At 71.1% G+C, this 18,459-nt stretch carries 17 protein-coding genes and 1 tRNA gene; 6 read left to right on the top strand and 12 right to left on the bottom strand.

Translation table 11 applies throughout. The features are described from left to right. Window positions 1-6 precede the first annotated feature (6 nt). A complete protein-coding gene (locus ACFC1K_RS13025; protein WP_375871960.1) occupies window positions 7-927 on the top strand; it encodes an aminoglycoside phosphotransferase family protein in 921 nt (306 codons plus the stop codon). A 64-nt stretch (window positions 928-991) separates the two neighbouring features. Here the strand turns inward: ACFC1K_RS13025 and ACFC1K_RS13020 are convergent. From ACFC1K_RS13020 to ACFC1K_RS13010, 3 genes are all read right to left on the bottom strand, one after another. After that, window positions 992-1,063: transfer RNA gene (locus ACFC1K_RS13020), tRNA-Gln, on the bottom strand. Between the two features lie 69 nt (window positions 1,064-1,132). Next, complete coding sequence (gltX, locus tag ACFC1K_RS13015) at window positions 1,133-2,662, bottom strand: glutamate--tRNA ligase (RefSeq protein ID WP_375871959.1); 1,530 nt, start codon at window positions 2,660-2,662, stop codon at window positions 1,133-1,135. Between the two features lie 11 nt (window positions 2,663-2,673). Further along, window positions 2,674-3,645 (bottom strand): LysR family transcriptional regulator, encoded by a 972-nt coding sequence (locus tag ACFC1K_RS13010; protein ID WP_310291320.1) that lies wholly within the window; start codon window positions 3,643-3,645, stop codon window positions 2,674-2,676. 81 nt (window positions 3,646-3,726) lie between these two features. Between ACFC1K_RS13010 and ACFC1K_RS13005 the strand changes: the two genes are divergently transcribed. The 4 genes from ACFC1K_RS13005 (at window position 3,727) to ACFC1K_RS12990 (ending at window position 8,187) form a co-directional block, all read left to right on the top strand. Beyond that, window positions 3,727-4,794 (top strand): aminotransferase class V-fold PLP-dependent enzyme, encoded by a 1,068-nt coding sequence (locus tag ACFC1K_RS13005; protein ID WP_310291325.1) that lies wholly within the window; start codon window positions 3,727-3,729, stop codon window positions 4,792-4,794. A 78-nt stretch (window positions 4,795-4,872) separates the two neighbouring features. Then, entirely contained in the window at window positions 4,873-6,504 is a 1,632-nt protein-coding gene (locus ACFC1K_RS13000; protein ID WP_375871958.1) for an amidohydrolase family protein, read from the top strand. A gap of 37 nt (window positions 6,505-6,541) precedes the next feature. Then, entirely contained in the window at window positions 6,542-6,928 is a 387-nt protein-coding gene (locus ACFC1K_RS12995; RefSeq protein WP_310247105.1) for a Rid family hydrolase, read from the top strand. Next, window positions 6,928-8,187 carry an alanine racemase gene (locus ACFC1K_RS12990; RefSeq protein ID WP_375871957.1) on the top strand — a complete coding sequence of 420 codons (1,260 nt, stop codon included), beginning with the start codon at window positions 6,928-6,930 and terminating at the stop codon, window positions 8,185-8,187. The genes ACFC1K_RS12995 and ACFC1K_RS12990 overlap by 1 nt, the downstream gene beginning before the upstream one ends. A 16-nt stretch (window positions 8,188-8,203) precedes the next feature. Here the strand turns inward: ACFC1K_RS12990 and ACFC1K_RS12985 are convergent, their stop codons facing one another. The 5 genes from ACFC1K_RS12985 to ACFC1K_RS12965 form a co-directional block, all read right to left on the bottom strand. After that, complete coding sequence (locus tag ACFC1K_RS12985) at window positions 8,204-9,505, bottom strand: MFS transporter (RefSeq protein WP_375871956.1); 1,302 nt, start codon at window positions 9,503-9,505, stop codon at window positions 8,204-8,206. Continuing rightward, the gene (locus tag ACFC1K_RS12980) at window positions 9,498-10,265 is read right to left on the bottom strand and encodes a fumarylacetoacetate hydrolase family protein (protein ID WP_045297943.1); all 768 of its coding nucleotides are present in this window, start codon (window positions 10,263-10,265) and stop codon (window positions 9,498-9,500) included. The genes ACFC1K_RS12985 and ACFC1K_RS12980 overlap by 8 nt, the downstream gene beginning before the upstream one ends. A 112-nt stretch (window positions 10,266-10,377) precedes the next feature. After that, entirely contained in the window at window positions 10,378-11,484 is a 1,107-nt protein-coding gene (locus ACFC1K_RS12975) for a branched-chain amino acid aminotransferase (RefSeq protein WP_375871955.1), read from the bottom strand. Window positions 11,485-11,545: 61 nt separating this feature from the next. Then, window positions 11,546-12,598 (bottom strand): 3-isopropylmalate dehydrogenase, encoded by a 1,053-nt coding sequence (locus ACFC1K_RS12970; protein WP_375871954.1) that lies wholly within the window; start codon window positions 12,596-12,598, stop codon window positions 11,546-11,548. Window positions 12,599-12,605: 7 nt separating this feature from the next. Beyond that, window positions 12,606-14,147, bottom strand: a complete 1,542-nt coding sequence (locus ACFC1K_RS12965; RefSeq protein ID WP_375871953.1) for an MFS transporter — start codon at window positions 14,145-14,147, stop codon at window positions 12,606-12,608. Window positions 14,148-14,210: 63 nt separating this feature from the next. On the opposite strand from ACFC1K_RS12965, the gene ACFC1K_RS12960 reads away from it, so the two are divergent. Continuing rightward, entirely contained in the window at window positions 14,211-14,756 is a 546-nt protein-coding gene (locus ACFC1K_RS12960) for a TetR/AcrR family transcriptional regulator (protein WP_375871952.1), read from the top strand. 81 nt (window positions 14,757-14,837) lie between these two features. Here the strand turns inward: ACFC1K_RS12960 and serA are convergent, their stop codons facing one another. From serA to ACFC1K_RS12940, 4 genes are all read right to left on the bottom strand, one after another. Then, window positions 14,838-16,442: a phosphoglycerate dehydrogenase gene (serA, locus tag ACFC1K_RS12955; protein ID WP_310291347.1), complete on the bottom strand. Its 1,605-nt coding sequence runs from the start codon at window positions 16,440-16,442 to the stop codon at window positions 14,838-14,840. Window positions 16,443-16,581: 139 nt separating this feature from the next. Beyond that, window positions 16,582-16,956 (bottom strand): bacitracin resistance protein, encoded by a 375-nt coding sequence (locus ACFC1K_RS12950; protein ID WP_310291349.1) that lies wholly within the window; start codon window positions 16,954-16,956, stop codon window positions 16,582-16,584. Further along, the gene (locus ACFC1K_RS12945) at window positions 16,953-17,498 is read right to left on the bottom strand and encodes a DNA polymerase III subunit gamma/tau (RefSeq protein WP_375871951.1); all 546 of its coding nucleotides are present in this window, start codon (window positions 17,496-17,498) and stop codon (window positions 16,953-16,955) included. The genes ACFC1K_RS12950 and ACFC1K_RS12945 overlap by 4 nt, the downstream gene beginning before the upstream one ends. Before the next feature lie 75 nt (window positions 17,499-17,573). Further along, the gene (locus ACFC1K_RS12940; RefSeq protein ID WP_375871950.1) at window positions 17,574-18,428 is read right to left on the bottom strand and encodes a peptidoglycan-binding protein; all 855 of its coding nucleotides are present in this window, start codon (window positions 18,426-18,428) and stop codon (window positions 17,574-17,576) included. Window positions 18,429-18,459 lie beyond the last annotated feature (31 nt).

The raw sequence follows: 18,459 nt of genomic DNA, 5'->3' as shown, positions 1-18,459 counted from the left end.
CGTACCGTGCCCGACAAGCCCGCCGCCGAGATCTCGATCGACATCCCCCTCATCCGCGGGCTGCTCGCCGACCAGGCGGCCGCGATCATCCCCGACGCCACCGACCTGCCCCTCCGCAAGGTCGCCGAGGGCTGGGACAGCGAGGTGTGGCGGCTCGGCGACGAGTACGCCGTGCGTCTCCCCCGACGCGCCCTCGCCGCACCTCTCGTCCTGCACGAGCAGGCCGTGCTGCCGGGCGTGGCGGAGCGGCTCGCGCCGGTCGGTGTGCGCGTTCCGGCGCCCGTGGTCGACGGTGCGGCAGGCCACGGCTACCCGTGGGCATGGTCCGTGGTGCCGTGGATCGACGGCGTCTCCGCTCTCGACCAGCCGCTCGCCGAGCGCGGCGAATGGGCCGACGCGCTCGCTCGCGCGCTCGTGGCACTGCACGCCGACGCACCGGACGATCATCCGGTCAATCCGTTCCGCGGCGCCCCCCTCGCCGCGCGCACAGACGCCGTCGAACAGCGACTGCGGACGCTGCGCGTGGCCGGCATCCTCGACGACACTTCAGCGGACGCCGTGCACGCGCTGTGGCACGCCGGACTCGCAGCGGAGCCGTGGGATCGCACGCCGGTGTGGATCCACGGCGACCTGCATCCGGGCAACCTCGTCACACGCCACGGCACGCTCGCCGCGATCATCGACTTCGGCGACGTCACCGCAGGCGACCCCGCCTATGACCTGGCGGTCGCCTGGCTGGCGTTCGACGCCGCAGGGCGCGAGCGATTCCTCGCCGCGGCGGGCTCTGGCTACGACATCGACGTCTGGGTGCGGGCGCGCGCCTGGGCTGCCGCCGTCGTGCTCATGCTGCTGGCCCACAGCGACGACAACCCCGCCTACTTCGCGCTGGGACGGGATGCTGCCACCGAGGTGCTCGCAGACGCCTGAGGCCGCGATATCCATCTTCGATGGAAACGAAAAACCCCCGCTCAGCGGGGGTTTTTTCGTCTTGCTGGGGTACCTGGACTCGAACCAAGAACAACTGAACCAGAATCAGCCGTGTTGCCAATTACACCATACCCCAAGGCTGTCAGCCGAAGCCGTGCCGAGGAATGAGTCTACGCGACGCGGGCACGTGCTCCAAACCGAGCCGTCACCCGCGCGCGTCGAGCAGTGCCCCGAGGCGGCGGATCGACTCGGATCTGCCGAGCAGCTCGATCGACTCGAACAGCGGCGGCGACACCCGGCGGCCGCTCAGCGCGACGCGCAGGGGGCCGTAGGCGACGCGGGGCTTGAGGCCGAGGCCACCCTCCTCCACGGGCGAGATCAGGGCGCCGGCGAGGGCGTCCTGCACCGCGGCGGCGGTGAACTCGGTGTCGGGCACGAGCTCGAGGGCGCCGACCGAGGCGACCAGCACCTCGTTCGCGTTCGCCGGCAGGGAGGCGAGGGCATCGTCCTGGTACGCGACCGTGTCGGAGAACAGGAAGCCGAGCAGGCCGGGCGCGTCGCCGAGCAGCTGCATGCGCTCCTGCACCAGTGGGGCAGCTGCGACGAGCATGGCCTCCTGGGCCGGCGTCGGGTTCTCGGCGACCACTCCGGCAGCGGCCAGGTACGGCACCAGGCGATCGGCGAAATCGCCGGGCTGCAGCATCCGGATGTGGTCGCCGTTGATCGACTCCGCCTTCTTCTGGTCGAAGCGTGCCGGGTTCGGGTTGACGTCGACGATGTCGAACGCCGCCACGAGCTCCTCGAGCGAGAAGACGTCGCGGTCGGGGCCGATCGACCAACCGAGGAGCGCCAGGTAGTTGAGCAGGCCTTCGTGGATGAAGCCCTTGTCGCGCTGCAGGAAGAGGTCCGCCTTCGGGTCGCGCTTGGAGAGCTTCTTGTTGCCCTCCTCGCCGAGCACGAGGGGCATGTGCGCGAAGCGCGGGACGAACGTCGTGACACCGGCATCGACCAGTGCGCTGTAGAGCGCGAGCTGGCGGGCGGTCGAGGGCATGAGGTCCTCGCCGCGGATGACGTGGGTGATGCCCATGAGCGCGTCGTCGACGGGGTTCACGAACGGATACAGCGGCACGCCGCCGGCACGCACGAGGACGAAGTCGGGGAACGAACCCGCCGGGAAGGTCACCTCGCCGCGGATCAGGTCGACGTAGGTGAGGTCCTCGTCGGGGACCCGCAGGCGCCACGCGGGCTCGCGGCCCTCGCCGCGGAAGGCCGCCTTCTGCTCGTCGGTGAGGTCGCGGTCGTAGTTGTCGTAGCCGAGCTGCTTCGCACGGCCGTTCGCCTCATTGCGGGCGTCGATCTCCTCCGCGGTCGAGTAGCTCTCGTACACGGCTCCGGCGGCGATGAGCTTGTCGAGCACCTCGCGGTAGATGTGGTGGCGCTGCGACTGGCGGTACGGGGCGTGCGGACCGCCGACCTCGACTCCCTCGTCCCAGTCGATCTTGAGCCAGCGGAGGGCGTCGAGAAGCTGCTGGTAGCTCTCCTCGCTGTCGCGCGCCGCGTCGGTGTCTTCGATGCGGAACACGAGCTTGCCGCCGGTGTGACGCGCGTATGCCCAGTTGAACAGCACCGTGCGGATGAGTCCGACGTGCGGAAGACCGGTCGGCGAGGGGCAGAACCGGACGCGGACGTCGGTGCCGGTGGCGGTCGTGGTGCGGGGATCAGGCGAAGAAGACATCACCCCTGAGTCTAGTTGCGGGATGCTGCGGAACCAGGCTCGGCCAGGGGCTCGGCGATGAGCCGCGCAAGGGCGTTCAGCGTCGCGCGCACCGCGGGAACGCGGTCCGCGCCGCGCGCCGTCACGGTGTGGATGCGGCGCTGCTCCCCCGCCGGCAGCGGCACCACCGCCACCCCGGGCAGCTGCGGGAACGACTCGACCGCCATCCGGGGCAGCGTCGCGACGCCGATCCCCTGCGCGACGAGCCCTTCGACGGCGACGAAGTTGTCGGTCTCGAACGCGATGCGCGGCGCGAACCCGGCGCGCCCGCACAGCTCGAGCAGGTGACCCCGGCAGCGCGGGCATCCGGCGATCCAGTCGTCGTCGGCGAGCGTGGCGACGTCGATGATCTCCGCGGTCGCCGCGGGGTGCTCGGCGGGGAGCACCGCCAGCAGCTCGTCGGCGCCGACCGTCTGCACGGCGAGGCCGCGGGCACTCGAGCCGTGCGGGTCGTCGCGGTCACCCGGGTAGCTGAAGGTGAGGGCGATGTCGGTGCGGTCCTCGCGCACGGCCTCGACGGCCTCCGGCGGCTCCGCCTCGACGTAGGTGAGGGAGATTCCCGGATGCCGCTGCGCGAGGTCCGCGAGCAGTCGCGGCACGATCGTGGGCGAGGCGGACGGGAAGCCGACGAGGCGCACGCGCGCGGCGCGGAGACCGCGGAGCTCTGCGAGCTCGCCGGCGGCAGCATCCAATGCCGTCGTCACGGCGGGAGCGTGCCGCGCGAGGATGCGGCCGGCATCGGTGAGGCGGACGCTGCGACCGACCCGTTCGACGATCGCGACCCCGAGGCGCTGCTCGAGGCGCTTGAGCTGCTGGCTCACCGCGGGCTGACTGAAACCCAGGGAGAGGGCGGCGCCCGTGATGGACCCTTCATCCGCGATCGCCTTCACCACGCGGAGTTCGCGCGCGTCGAAGCCCGGGTCGTCGTCCCACGCATCCGTCATGCCTGAATCATAAGCGCTCGTTATGACCTGCATGGAACACCTGCCGTAGACGTGAGCAATCGCCACCGTCACTCTGGATGCATGCCCGCGATCGCTCCTTCCTCCGCCCTCGACGCCGCACGGCGTGAGTTCGCCGGCGGCCGCGACTACCTCGCGGCGTGCACGGTGGGCCTGCCGAGCCGGGCGACGCGACGCGCTGTGCTGGCAGACCTCGACGCCTCCGCCTCGGGCCGCCCCGACCTCGCCGCCTACTGCGCGGCGGTCGAGCGCTCGCGAGCCCTCTTCGCATCCCTGGTCGGCGTGGGCGCCGAACGGGTGGCGATCGGCTCGCAGACCTCGGTCGCGGCGGGAATGGTGGCCTCCGCGCTCCCCCACGGCGCCGAGGTGCTCGTGCCCGAGGGCGAGTTCTCGTCGCTCGTGCTGCCGTTCGTCCACTCCGGCCGCGGGCTCGTCGTGCGCACCGCGCCGCTGGCCGACCTGGCCGCGCACGTGCGTCCGACCACGGCGCTCGTCGCGTTCTCCGTGGTGCAGTCGGCGACCGGGGAGGTGGCGGATGCCGCGGCGATCGCCGCCGCAGCGGCCTCGCACGATGCCCTCACGCTGTGCGACGCGACCCAGGCCGTCGGCTGGCTGCGCGTCGAGGCATCCGTCTTCGATGCCGTCGTGTGCCACGCGTACAAGTGGCTCTGCGCACCGCGGGGCGTGTCGTTCCTGACCGTGTCGGACCGTCTGGGGGCGCGCATGACGCCGCTCAACGCCGGCTGGTACGCCGGGGACGACCCCTGGTCGTCGTGCTACGGCACGGACGTCGAGCTCGCGCCCGACGCCCGCCGCTTCGACGTGTCGCCGGCCTGGCAGGCCTTCGTCGGCGCCGCCCCGGCACTCGAGCTCTTCGCGTCGCTGGACCCTGCGGAGCTCCATGAGCACGCGACCGGCCTCGCTGCGGCGTTCCGCACGGGCCTCGGCCTCGCACAGCCGGAGCGCGCGTCGGCGATCGTCACGTGGGACGACGCCGAGGGGTGCGATCTCGCGCGGCTGACGGCGGCGGGGATCACCGCATCCGGTCGATCGGGCCGCGCGCGCGTGGCGTTCCACGTCTTCAACGACGCCGACGACGTCGACCTCGCGCTCGCGGCGCTGGGCCACTGACGGCACGCCCACGGGGCATCCGGGCGACTGCGTAGACTGCCAACGCGGGTCAGCCGGGCCCCGCACGACGGAGGCCGCATGACCGCCCACCCCGACCGCACGGTGCTGCGCGGCGGCAGAGTGGTCGACGGCACGGGAGGGGACTCCCGCGTCGCCGACGTCGAGATCCTCGGCGATCGGATCGGCGCGATCGGCGAGGTCGCGCCGCGGGAAGGCGATGACGTCGTCGACTGCCGCGGGCGCCTCGTGATGCCGGGCTTCATCGACGCGCACGCGCACGCCGACGGAGCCGTCTTCCGGTCGGACGTGCAGCTCGCCCTGCTGCGCCAGGGAGTCACGACCGTCATCGGCGGGCAGGACGGCGTCTCGTACGCCCCCGGCGACGGCGTCTGGGCGAGCCGGTACTTCGCGGCGATCAACGGCGCCCACCCGACCTACGCGGGCGGCGGCGTCGCAGAGCTGCTCCGCACCTACGACGACACCACGCCCCTCAACGTCGGCTATCTCGTACCTGCCGGCACCGTGCGCCACGAGGTCATGGGCATGGCGACGGGACGAGCGGATGCTGCGCAGCTGACCCGGATGCAGCGGCTCGTGGCCGACGGGCTCGACGCCGGCGCGCTCGGGCTGTCGACCGGGCTCGACTACGTGCCCGGCATCTTCGCCGACACGGACGAGCTCGCACAGCTGTGCGCTCCCCTGGCCGCGGCGGGCGGGCTCTACGTGACGCACATGCGCGGCGGCTACGAGACCAACACCGCGGCCGGGCTCCAAGAGGTCGTCGCCATCTGCGCGGCGGGTGACGCGCACGACGGCGTCCGCGGACACGTCTCGCACCTTCACGTCGACGCCGACGACGCCGGGCTGCTGCTGGCTGAGGCCGCAGCATCCGGAGCCGATCTCTCCTTCGACATGTACCCGTACACCCGAGGCTGCACGCTCGTCTCGATGGCGGTGCTTCCGCCGGAGTACAGCGCGCTGGCCGTCGACGAGGCGATCGCCCGGCTGTCGGATCCCGCCGAGCGCGCGCGGCTGCGCGACGAGTGGTTCCCCACCGTCGCACACAAGCCGAGTCTCGGACCCGACTGGGCCTCGATGATCCGCGTCGGGCACACGCCCGCGAAGGACTGGGCCTGGGCGCCCGGACGGACACTCGCCGAGATCGCCGATCGTCGGCAGACCTCGGTCGAAGACGCGACGCTCGACCTCCTCGTCGCCGGGCGCATGGAGGTCAACGCGGTGATGGCGGTGCGAGACGAGCGACCGGTCGAGAATCTGGCGCAGCTGTTCGCACATCCAGGGCACACCGGCGGCTCGGACGGCATCTTCATCGGGGCGGTGCCGCACCCCCGCGCGTGGGGCGCGTTCGGCCGGTTCCTCGGCACCTACGTCGGACGCTCGTTCACGTGGGAGGGTGCCGCCGTCCACCTCGCCGCGCGCGCCGCCGACCGGTTCGGACTGGCCGATCGCGGCATGCTGCGTCCTGGCGCTGCCGCGGATGTCGCCATCGTGGATCCGGCGGCCGTCACGGATGCCGCCACCTACGACGACCCCCAGCAGCCCGTGCGCGGCATCGACGACGTGTTCGTCAACGGCACGCACGTCCTGCGCGGCGGAGGACTCACCGGCGCTCTGGCCGGGCGCGGACTTCGCCGTTCGAATCAGACTGCTCCCCTGTCACGAACTGCTGCCCCGGCCGGCACTTCGTGACAGGCGAGCAACCATTCGCCCCAAGGAGAGGAAACCCATGACCAAGCAAGCCGTCCTCATCGAGAACGCTCCGAAGCCCGCCGGGCCCTACAGCCACGGTGTCGCCGCCGCGGGCCTGCTCTTCACGGCCGGGTTCGGCCCGCAGGACCCCGCGACGGGAGAGGTCGTGCCCGGCGGCGTCTACGAGCAGACGCAGCAGGTGCTGCGCAACGTCGGCAGCGTGCTCGCCGCCAAGGGCGCCTCGTTCGACGACGTCGTCAAGGTGACGGCGCACCTGCAGCACCTCAAGCGCGACTTCGCCGAGTACAACCGAGCCTACGCCGAGTTCTTCACCGAGCCCTACCCGGTGCGCACCACGGTCGGCTCCGACCTGTACGACATCCTCGTCGAGATCGACGTCGTCGCGGTCCTCCCGGGCGAGTGATGTCAGCCCCGCAGCGCGGTGTCGCGGCTCGCCTGCTCGACGCGGGCGACAAGGCGCTGCCGTCGGATGCCGCGGGCCTGACCGTCGCCGAATTCCTGGCGCGCAGGCCACGGCTCGCCGACCTGTGGACGCCCCTCGTCGTGCTCGACGACGGCGTGCTCGACGACAACATCGCGTTCCTGGCCGGCTGGGTGGCCGCGCGAGGGCTCGAGCTCATGCCGCACGGCAAGACCACGATGGCGCCGCAGCTGTGGCATCGGCAGCTGGATGCGGGAGCCACCGGCATCACGGTGGCGAACCCCTCGCAGCTGCGCGTGGCGGTGGATGCCGGCATCCCGGCGATCATGCTCGCCAACCAGCTCGTGCAGCCGGAGGCGATCCGCTGGACCGCCGACGTCGTCGCGGCGGGCACGAGGATCTGGAGCTGGGTCGATGACGTCGCCGGGATCGAGGTGATCGAGCGTGCCCTCGGCGGGCCTGCGGAGCTGCCCCTCGAGGTTCTCGTGGACGTGGGCCGTCCCGGGGGCCGCACGGGCGCCCGATCGCTCAAGGCGGCGGTCGCGGTGGCCGAACGCGCGGCGGCCTCGCCGGCCGTGCGCCTCGCCGGCGTCACCGGGTACGAGGGCTCCGTCGCGCACGGGCGCGGCGAAGAGGCGCTGGCGTCGGCGAGGGCGTACATCGACGAGCTGCTCGCCGTCCACGACGCGGTGGCCGAGCTCTACGACGACGGCGACGTGCTGGTGTCCGCCGGCGGCAGCGCCTATCCGGACGTGGTCGGCGCGGCGTTCGCCGCCGCAGCCGTCGGCGGCGACGGCTCGCGATTCGTCCTGCGCTCGGGGGCGTACCTCGTGCACGACCACGGCTACTACCGCCAGAACTCGCCGTTCGAGGGCGCGGGACTCCGCCCCGCGGCGCGCGGGCTCGCACGAGTGGTGTCGCGACAGGACGCCGACACGGCGATCGTCGATGCCGGCAAGCGCGACTTCCCGTACGACGAGGGACTGCCGACGCCGCTGTACGCGATCACAAGGGACGGTGAGCGGATGCCGCTGACCGGCGCCGAGACCACCAAGCTCAGCGATCAGCACGGCTTCGTGCGCATCGGGCGCGATTCGCCTCTGTCCGTGGGCGATCTCGTGGTGTTCGGGCTCTCGCACCCGTGCACGATGCTCGACAAGTGGCGGCTCGTGCCGGTGGTGGACTCCGTGGAGGATCTGGAGGCCGCGATCGTGACCGACCTCGTCGAGACGCGGTTCTGAGGGCCCCGTCGGGCGGTCAGGCGCCCGACGCGGCCTCCGGAGCCCGCGCGGTCGACGCCCGCCAGCCCAGCGGAGAAAGCACCACCGAGGCGGCCACGAGCACCATCACGACGAGCGCGAGCCCGCCGTAGCCGATCCAGCCGAGCAGTGCGCCGGCGGTGATCGCGCCGAGGCCGCCGACGATGCTCATCGTGAAGTCGCTGATCCCCTGCCGCCTGGTGCGCAGCTCCTCCGACGACGACTCGGTCAGCAGCGTCGAGCCTGCGACGGTCGACGCGCTCCACCCGAGCCCGAGCAGCACCAGCGCGACGGTGACCGCCGTCGTCGAGGCTTGGCCGAACGACGCCGTCAGCAGCGCGGCGGCGAGCAGCGCCTGACCCACGAGGATCGTCGGGACACGCCCGACCTTGTCGGCGAGGATGCCGAAGATCGGCGAGAGCACGTACATGCCGGCGATGTGCAGGCTGATCGTGAGACCGATGACCGACAGGGTCGCGGCCTCCGTCGCCCCGTGGGTCAGGTGCGCCAGGTGCACGGGCGTCATGGCCATGACCGAGACCATGGTGCCGTGGGCCGCGGCGACCGCGAAGATCGCATAGCGCGCGGCCACGGGCCGGTCGGCCTTGGCGATCGCCCGGCTCGCCGCCTTCGCGGAGGCGACCACGCGCTGCGCGAGCAGCAGCGGGTCGGGTCGCATCGCGACCAGATAGAGGACGATGGCGAGCCCCTGCGCGACGATGGTGAACAGGTACGCACCCGTCAGCGGCGGCATCCCGATGGCGCCGCCGATCAGTTCGCCGGGACCGGTGAGGTTCGGGCCGAGGACCGCTCCCACGGTGGTCGCCCACACCACGATCGACAGATCACGGCCGCGGGAGGCATCCGTCGCGAGATCCGCCGCGGCGAAGCGGGACTGCAGGTTCGCGGCCTGCCCTGAGCCGATGATGAGGAATCCCACGAGCAGGACCGGGAACGATCGCAGCGCGACGGCGAAGATCACGAGGCCGACGCCGATGAGTGCGACGGCCATACCCGTGGTGAGTGACAGCCTGCGGCCGCGGCGGCGGGCGATCGCCGCGAGCGGCACCGCCGTCAGCGCCGTGCCGAAGGTGACCGCGGCGGCCGCCAGCCCCGAGAACGCGTCTTCGCCGGACAGCTCGGCCGCGAGCACCGCGCCCAGCGACAGCGTCGCACCGAACGCGAGCCCGCCGAGCACCTGCCCGCCCGACAGGACCCACACGGTGCGTCGCTGGACGCGCGCGACCTCGTGAGCGGTCGGCGCGATGTCGACCGCCGGTTCTGATCCGGTCTCAGGCATCGCGGGCGGGATTGCGGAGCGTCCCGAGCCCGGTGATCTCGACCTCGACGGTGTCACCCGCGCTGATCTGGCCGACGCCGGCGGGGGTGCCCGTGAGGATGACGTCGCCCGGCAGCAGCGTGAAGGCGGCCGAGGCGAAGGCGATGACATCGGCGAGCGAGAAGATCATGTCGCTGATCGGACCCTGCTGGCGGACCTCGCCGTTGAGACGGGTCGTGATGACCGCGGGGCCGTTCACGTCGAAATCGGTCTCGATCGCCGGACCCAGCGGGCAGGACGTGTCGAAGCCCTTGGCGCGCGCCCACTGGCCGTCCGACTTCTGCCAATCACGCGCCGTGAGGTCGTTCGCGATCGTGTAGCCGAAGACGTAGTCGAGCGCGTTCTCGGCCGAGACGTTCTTGGCGATGCGGCCGATGACGGCGGCGAGCTCGCCCTCGAAGCTGATGAAGTCAGACCCCTTGGGGAGCACGACCGCGTCGCCGGGGCCGATCACCGAGGTGTTCGGCTTGAAGAACAGCATCGGCGACGTCGGCACGTCGTTGCCCATCTCGGCAGCGTGGTCGCGGTAGTTGCGGCCCACCGCCACGATCTTGGAGCGGGGGATCACCGGCGCCAGCAGAGCGACATCGGCCAGCGGCACGCGCTCCCCGGTGGTCTCGTAGCCGGCGAACATCGGGTCGCCCGCGAGGACGACCAGCTCGCCCTCGTCGACGATCCCGAATCTGATGGCGTCGTTGTGGCTGAAGCGCGCGATCCTCACCCGCTCAGCCTAGCGAGAAGCGCCGACGCCGGCCGGGGTGCGCGCACCGGAACGACGGAGCGGACGGATGCCGCAGCATCCGTCCGCTCCAGAAGGTCGGTGTCAGCGCCGCTCAGCCGTCGAGGCGCACGAGCCAGTTGTGCTTGTCTTCGCGGCGGCCGTACTGGATGTCGGTGAGTTCCTCGCGCAGCGAGAGGGCGAGCGAGCCGGTCGGCTGCTCGTCGAGGAAGTCCTTGCCCTTGAGCACGCCGATCGGGGTGACCACGGCGGCCGTCCCGCAGGCGAACACCTCGACGATGTCGCCGGATGCCACACCCTGACGCCACTCGTCGAACGACACCGCACGACCCTCGACCTTGTGGCCACGGTCGGCGGCGAGCTGCAGGATCGAGTCGCGCGTGATGCCCTCGAGGATCGAGTCGGACTGCGGAGTGACGATCGTGCCGTCTTTGTAGACGAACACGACGTTCATGCCGCCGAGCTCCTCGACGTTGCGGTCCTGGTCGAGGAAGACGACCTGGTCGCACTCGTTCTCGTACGCCTCGGACTGCGGCAGCAGGCTCGCGGCGTAGTTGCCGCCGGTCTTGGCCGCGCCCGTGCCGCCCTTGCCGGCGCGGGCGTAGTCCTCGCTGAGCCAGATCGACACCGGCTGCACACCGCCCTTGAAGTAGGCGCCGGCGGGCGAGGCGATGACGTAGTAGCCGACCTTGTGCGCGGGACGGACGCCCAGGAACGCCTCCTTGGCGAACATGAAGGGGCGCAGGTACAGGCTCTGGTCATCGCCCGACGGCACCCACGCACCATCGACGGCGATGAGCTCGCGCAGCGACTGGATGAAGTACGTGACCGGCAGCTCCGGCAGGGCGAGGCGACGGGCGGAGCGCTGCAGCCGGCGGCCGTTCTGATCGGGACGGAAGGTGTGGACCGACCCGTCCGCGTGGCGGTAGGCCTTGATGCCCTCGAAGATCTCCTGGCCGTAATGCAGCACCGCCGCAGCGGGATCGAGCGAGAGCGGGCCGTAAGGCTGGACGCGCGGTCGGTGCCATCCGCCGCCGACCGACCAGCAGATGTCGACCATGTGGTCGGTGAAGCTGGTGCCGAAGCCGGGGTTCGAGAGGATCTCCTCGCGCTGCGCCGTGGTCTTCGCCTGGAGGTTGCGGTTGACGGTGAACTCGAGAGGCGCGAGTCCGGTGTCGGGATCGGAATCGATGAGGGTCATGACGAGCCTGTGCTTTCGTGCGGTCGAGCCGCTGGATGGAGAGGCGCTTGCCGGTTCCAGGTTACGCCGGGAGCCGGCCGGCGATGGCGTCGCCGATCTGCGCGGTGGTGCGCGCTGCGGTGCCCCGGTTCGCGATGTCCTCTTCGACAGCCGTAGTGACGCGCTGTGCCTCGTCGGAGAGCCCGAGGTGATCGAGCAGCAGCGAGACGGAGAGGATCGCGGCCGTGGGATCGGCCTTCTGCTGTCCTGCGATGTCGGGCGCCGATCCGTGCACGGGCTCGAACATCGAGGGGAACGCGCCATCGGGGTTGATGTTGCCCGAGGCTGCGAGGCCGATGCCACCGGTCACGGCGCCGGCCAGGTCTGTGAGGATGTCGCCGAAGAGGTTGTCGGTGACGATCACGTCGAAACGGCCCGGGTTCGTGACCAGGAAGATGGTTGCCGCGTCGACGTGCAGATAGTCTACGGCGACGTCGGGGTGCTCCCGCGCCACCTCGTCGACCAGGCGCTTCCAGATGCCGCCGGCGTGCACGAGCACGTTCGTCTTGTGCACGAGGGTCACGCGCTTCGAGCGGCGCTCCGCCAGGTCGAACGCGTAGCGCACCACCCGCTCGACGCCGAAGGCGGTGTTCACCGAGGTCTCGTTGGCGACCTCGTGCGGCGTGCCGGTGCGGATCGATCCGCCGTTGCCGACGTACGGCCCCTCGGTGCCCTCGCGGACCACGACGAAGTCGATGTCGCCCGGCTCGGCCAGCGGCCCCGGCACGCCTGGGTACAGCTTCGACGGACGCAGGTTGACGTAGTGGTCGAGCTCGAACCGCAGCTTGAGCAGCAGCCCGCGCTCGATGTTCGCGTGCGTCAGCCGCGGGTCGCCGGGCACTCCCCCGACAGCGCCCAGGAGGATCGCATCGTGCGTCTTGATCGCGTCGAGGTCGTCGTCCGTGAGCGTGTCGCCGGTCTCGAGGTAGCGGGCGGCGCCCAGCGAGTACCGCGTCTTCTCGAAACGGATGCTGCTGCCCGCGGTCGCGGCGTCGAGCACCTTCTCCGCTTCGGCGATGACCTCCGGACCGATGCCGTCACCCGGGATGACGGCCAGCTTCACGACACGCGACATGGTGCTCCTACGACTTCTGGCGGGACCCTCCCAGGGTAGTGGCCGCGATGACCCCCGCGACGACCACGAGGGCCGCACCGATGAGCGCAGTGACCGTGACGCCGGCGTCGAACGCCGTGGCCGCCGCCTCGAAGAGCGCCTCGCCGGACGCCCCGCCGATCTGGTCGGCCGCGTGCACCGCACCCGCCAGGGTCTCGGACGCCGCCGCTGCCGCAGCATCCGGAACTCCGTCCGGCACCACGAGATTCGTGCGGTACAGAGCCGTCAGGATGCCGCCCAGCACCGTCGTGCCGAGAACAGCACCGAGCTCGTACGCGGTCTCGGAGACGGCGCTCGCGGCACCCGCCTTCGCGGGTGGCGCGCTCGAGAGCACGAGCTCGTTCGACACGGTCTCGGCCGCGCCGATTCCGATGCCGAGCGAGATGAACGCCGCCACCAGCGTGCCGATGCTGTCGGGCCCGGTCGCGAACGCCACCGCGATGTAGCCCGCGACGGAGAACACCAGCGCGACCGGGACGACGATCCGTGCAGGCCACTTCTTCGAGATCGGCACGACCGCGAGGCCTGCCAGGATCATCATCGCGAGGCCCGGGACGAGTGCGAGACCGGCCTGCATCGGCGACAGCCCGACGATGAGCTGCAGATGCTGCGCGACGAAGAAGAGGAAGCCGACCAGCGCGATCACGCTGAGGAGGTTCACGAGCAGCGCACCGCTGAACGTGCCGAGGCCGAACAGCCGCATGTCGAGCATCGGGGTCTTGGCGCGGAGCTGGCGTCGTACGAAGAGCACGCCGAAGCCGAGGCCGACGAGCATCGGCAGCCACGCGGCGACCGTGAACCCGTGCACCGCGAGCTCCTTGATGCCGTAGACGACCGGGATCATCGTCGCCATAGACAGCGCGATGCTGAGCGGGTCGATACGGCCGGGCTTCGGGTCTCGGCTCTCGGGCACGAGCAGCGGTGCGAGCACCAGAAGCGGGATCAGCACGGGCACCGACATGAGGAACACCGAGCCCCACGAGAAGTGCTCGAGGAGCAGTCCGCCCACGATCGGGCCGAGTGCCGCTCCCGCAGAGAACATCGATGCCCAGACCGCGATCGCGAGGCGCCGCTGATCGCGGTCGGTGAAGATGCTGCGCAGCAGCGAGAGCGTCGACGGCATCAGCATCGCGCCGAACACGCCCATCGCCGCGCGGGCTGCGATGAGCCACGCGGCGCTCGGCGCGAAAGCCGCGAGCACGGACACGGCGGCGAAGCCGGTCGCGCCGATGAGCAGCATCCGTCGTCGTCCGAATCGGTCGCCGAGCGTGCCCATCGTGACGAGCAGGCCCGCGAGCACGAGCGGATACGCGTCGATAATCCACAGCTGCTGGGCGCTCGAGGGCCCGAGTTCGAGGGCGATCGACGGCAGCGCGAAGCTCAGCACCGTGTTGTCGACCGACACGAGCAGCACCGGCAGCATGAGCACGACCAGCGCCGCCCAGCCGCGCCAGCCGACCTTCCGGCCCTGGGCGTCGGCGAGAGAGAGTTCTTGAGTGAGAGTCATCATTTCTATACCGTCCAGCCGGTATAGTAACAGGATGTCCCGACACCTGTCGATACCATCGAGGCCATGAGCCGCCCTCCCCTCGCCCGCGAGAAGGTGCTCGATGCCTTCGAGCAGATCCTCATCGAGGAGGGCGAGCGCGCGGCCACGATGGACGCCACCGCGAAGGCCGCGGGGGTCTCCAAGGGCGGACTGCTGTACCACTTCGGCACGAAGGAGGCTCTCGAAGCCGCGCTCATCGAACGGCTGCGGGCGCTCGTGCAGGCGGACGTCGACCGGATGGCGTCCGCACCGGAGGGCCCGATCGCCTACTTCCTGCACACGTCGGTCATGGCGAACGACCCGATCGACCGCGCGATCCTTGCGACATCGCGACTCGCACAGGGGGGCGACGCGACGGCGAGCGACGCGCTGCGGTACATCAGAGACGACTGGGCCGCCGTGCTTCGGCCCCACACGAAGGACGCCACGGCGCTCGATCTCGTGATGCTCGTGAGCGACGGCCTCTACTTCAACAACGCCCTCGCGGGCGGCTCCATCCCCGGCCCGGTCCCCCGCGGCGAGGCGCTCGACGCGCTGGTGGCGCTGGTGGAACGCGCCGCGCGTCCCTGACCCGCGCCCGCTTGACGGCGTGCGGATGCCGCGCCAACGAGCCTTTACAGAGGGCTCAGGGACGCGGCATCCGTCGTGGAATCAGGACTCGGTGATCTCGATCTGGCGGAACAGGTCGGCCTGGATCGCGGTGCTCACCTCGTCGAGCAGGGCGTCGGGCACCGGCGAGTCGACCGTGAGGACCGACAGCGCCTGGCCGCCGGCCGTCTGGCGCGCGATCTGCATGCCGGCGATGTTGATGCCCGCCTCGCCGAACTTCTGGCCGTAGATCGCGACGATGCCGGGCCGATCGGTGTACAGCATGACGACGTGGTTCGTCTCGATCGGCAGCTCGATCGCGTAGTCGTTGATGCCGACCAGCTTCTCGACCTGCTTCGGTCCGGTGAGCGTGCCCGAGATCGCGAGCTGCGAGCCGTCCGACAGGGCGCCGCGCAGCGTGATGACGTTGCGGTACTCGGGGCTGTCGTCGTCGACGAGCAGGCGCACCTCCACACCGCGCTGTTCGGCGAGCAGCGGAGCATTCACGTACGACACGGTCTCGCTGACGATGTTCGTGAAGACGCCCTTGAGCGCAGCGAGCTTGAGAACGCTGACGTCGTAGCCCTGCAGCTCGCCGTGCACCTCGACGTCGAGGCTCGTGAGGGGCGACCGGGCGAGCGCCGAGAAGATCTGACCGAGCTTCTCGACGAGCGGGATGCCGGGACGCACGTACGGGTCGATGACGCCGCCCGCGACGTTCACGGCGTCCGGAACGAGCTCGCCGCCGAGCGCGAGGCGCACGGACTTCGCGACAGAGACGCCCGCCTTCTCCTGTGCCTCTTCGGTGGAGGCGCCGAGGTGCGGGGTGACGACGACGTTCGGGAGGTCCAGCAGCGCCGCGGCGGTCCCGCCCTCCGCCGGGGGCTCCGAGGTGAAGACGTCGAGGCCGGCGCCCGCGATCTCGCCCGCGGTGAGGGCGGCGTGGAGCGCCTCTTCATCGATGAGGCCGCCGCGCGCGACGTTGACCACGTACGCGGTCGGCTTCATGATCTTGAACTGCTCGGCGCCGATCATGCCCGTGGTCTCGGGGGTCTTCGGCATGTGGATCGTGACGAAGTCGCTCTGCTCGAGCAGCTCGTCGAGCGTGACCAGCTGCACGCCGAGCTGCTGCGCGCGGGCGCTCGTGACATAGGGGTCGTACGCGATGACGCGCACGTCGAACGCCTGCAGGCGCGCCGTGATCAGCGCGCCGATGCGGCCGAGGCCGATGATGCCGACCGTCTTCTCGAAGAGCTCGGTGCCGGTGTACGAGCTGCGCTTCCACGCACCGCCCGAGAGCGAGGCGTGCGCGGCGGGGATGCGGCGCGCGAGGCTGAGGATGTGGCCGACCGTGAGCTCTGCCGCCGAGATGATGTTGGAGGTCGGCGCGTTCACGACCATGACGCCGGCGGTGGTGGCCGTCTTGATGTCGACGTTGTCGAGCCCGACGCCGGCGCGGGCGACGACCTTGAGGACGGGCGCCGCGGCGATCGCCTCGGCGTCGATCTTCGTCGCCGACCGGATCAGCACCGCGTTGGCGTCGGCAAGGGCCGTAAGAAGTGCGGGGCGGTCGGTGCCGTCGACGTTGCGCACGTCGAAGTCGGGACCCAGGGCATCGATCGTGGCGGGAGAGAGCTCTTCGGCGATCAGGACGACAGGCTTCGGCACGGGTGTTCCTTAGTGGGGCGGTGCGCGAACGCGCGGAGCAGAACCGGATGCCGCGCCGCACGCCGTCGGGGGGCGAGGCCTGTGCCAGCCTACCGCCCGCGCGGCGCGGCGCCCGACCGTGTGACGGCCGGCGACAGGCTCAGCCCAGGAAGGACGCGGAGTTCAGCGTCGTGTACGCGACGACGTTCAGCCAGAACACCGCCACCAGCGCGAGGCCGGTGAGCATCACGAGGAGGAGCTCGTGCGGTGCCCGTCGATAGCCGATCGCGAACGCTCCGCCCCACACCAGCAGCGGGAACACCGCGGCGAAGATCCAGATGAACCAGCCGAGGGCGTTGAGCGAGACGCCCGCGCCCCCGAACGTCTGAAGCGTGATCACGAGGTTGCCGATCGCGTTCCAGACCGCGTAGGCGTAGAACAGGCCCACAGCGCCCGAGATCGTCGCCACGAGCCACGTGGGCGTCTTGCCGCGCTTCGCGGCCGAAGGCGCAGCATCCATCACGTTCTCGCTCATTGTCCGATCGCCCCGATCATCACGAAGGGCCAGGGCAGCAGCAGCACGACTCCGGCCGCGAGCCACGTGAACCGCAGCCACGCGCGTGAGGCGCGGGTCAGCAGCAGGGTGGTGGCGAACCACAGCAGGGGGGCCAGCACGGCGAGCCACAGGCTTCCCTGGTACATCACGTCGGTCACGAGGTACTGGGCCCTCCCCTGCAGGCGCAGGCCTCCGATGAGCCAGCCGATCGCATACAGGGCGTACACGCCGCCGAGCACGCCGAACGCGATCAGCGCGCCGTTGCCCATCGGCCGGCGGTCGGCGGTGGCGGTCGGCGCCGCGGACGAGCTCTCGGCCACCGATCCCGCGACCGGCGCGTCCGCGCCGCCCAGCGTCTCGCTGCCCCTGCCCACGGCGGTGAAGCCCTTGGGGAGCTCCGGTGGCGTCGACGAGGGCGGCGTACCGCGCTCGTCCTCCGGCTCTGCGGCCGCACCGTGGTCGAGCGTGGGATCGTCGTCGCCGTCCCAGCTGAGGGCGTCGTCGTCGCGTCCGGTCGTCACGCTCTCAGCGTAGTGCCGCGGCTCGGCAAGCCCGGGTGCCACCTGCGGTGGGCGCGGCACCCGGGCTCGCGTCGCTCAGTCGAAGAGCCGCAGCATCAGGGTGTGCCACGTGACCGGGCCCACGATCCCGTCGACCGGCGGCGCGAACAGCTGCTGGAACTCACGGACCGCGGCGTCGGTGGCCGGACCGAAGTCGCCGTCGACCGTGAGTCCGGCGAGGAGCGTCTGCACGGCGCGCACGGCCTCGCCCTTCGCTCCGCCCGGGCCGTCGCCCTGCTTCACGGTGATGATGAGGCTCGGCCAGTCCAGCTGCCCGAGAGTGGTCGAGATCTCGACGGCGCGGAGCGTCTGCTGGAAGGTCCTGGCGGCCTGGCCGCTCTGGGGGCCGAACGCACCGTCGGCCGCGATGGTCGCGCCGTGCGCACGCAGCAGATGCTGCGCGGCGAGGACGCGCCAGTTCGTGGCCTGCGACGACCCCTGCTTCACGAGCGCCCACGGCCGGTCGCCCGGCATGAACGTGCTGAAGAACGACCAGGTCTCGCGGCCGGCCACGCCGTCGAGGGTGAGGCCCCACGACTCCTGGAAGAACTCGACCCGCTCCTTCGTGATGGGGCCGAAGTCCCCGTCCACGACCAGCGGGTCCTCCCCCGGCGATCGCGCGAGCCCGAACTGCTGAACGGCGCGCACGGCGTCGCCGGTCGACCCCTGCTGCACCGCGATGACGAGCTTGGGCCAGGTCACGGGCCCGACGATGCCGTCGGCGGGCACGCCCTGCGCGGTCTGGACGGCGGAGACGGCGGCCGCGGTCGCGGGCCCGTAGTCGCCGTCGACGACGACGGCATGGCCGTGCGCTCTCAGCAGGTACTGGATGCCGGGGACGATCGCTGCCGACGATCCCGGCCCGACGGTGCTCCATGGTTCGACGTTCATGACGGCTCCTCTGATCTGGGTGGAATGCGGG

The sequence above is a fragment of the Microbacterium sp. NPDC056057 genome (genome assembly GCF_042266945.1).
GTDB lineage: Bacteria > Actinomycetota > Actinomycetes > Actinomycetales > Microbacteriaceae > Microbacterium > Microbacterium trichothecenolyticum_C.
Note: the sequence above shows the minus strand (reverse complement) of the source record. Positions and strands in the feature narration are given on the sequence as shown.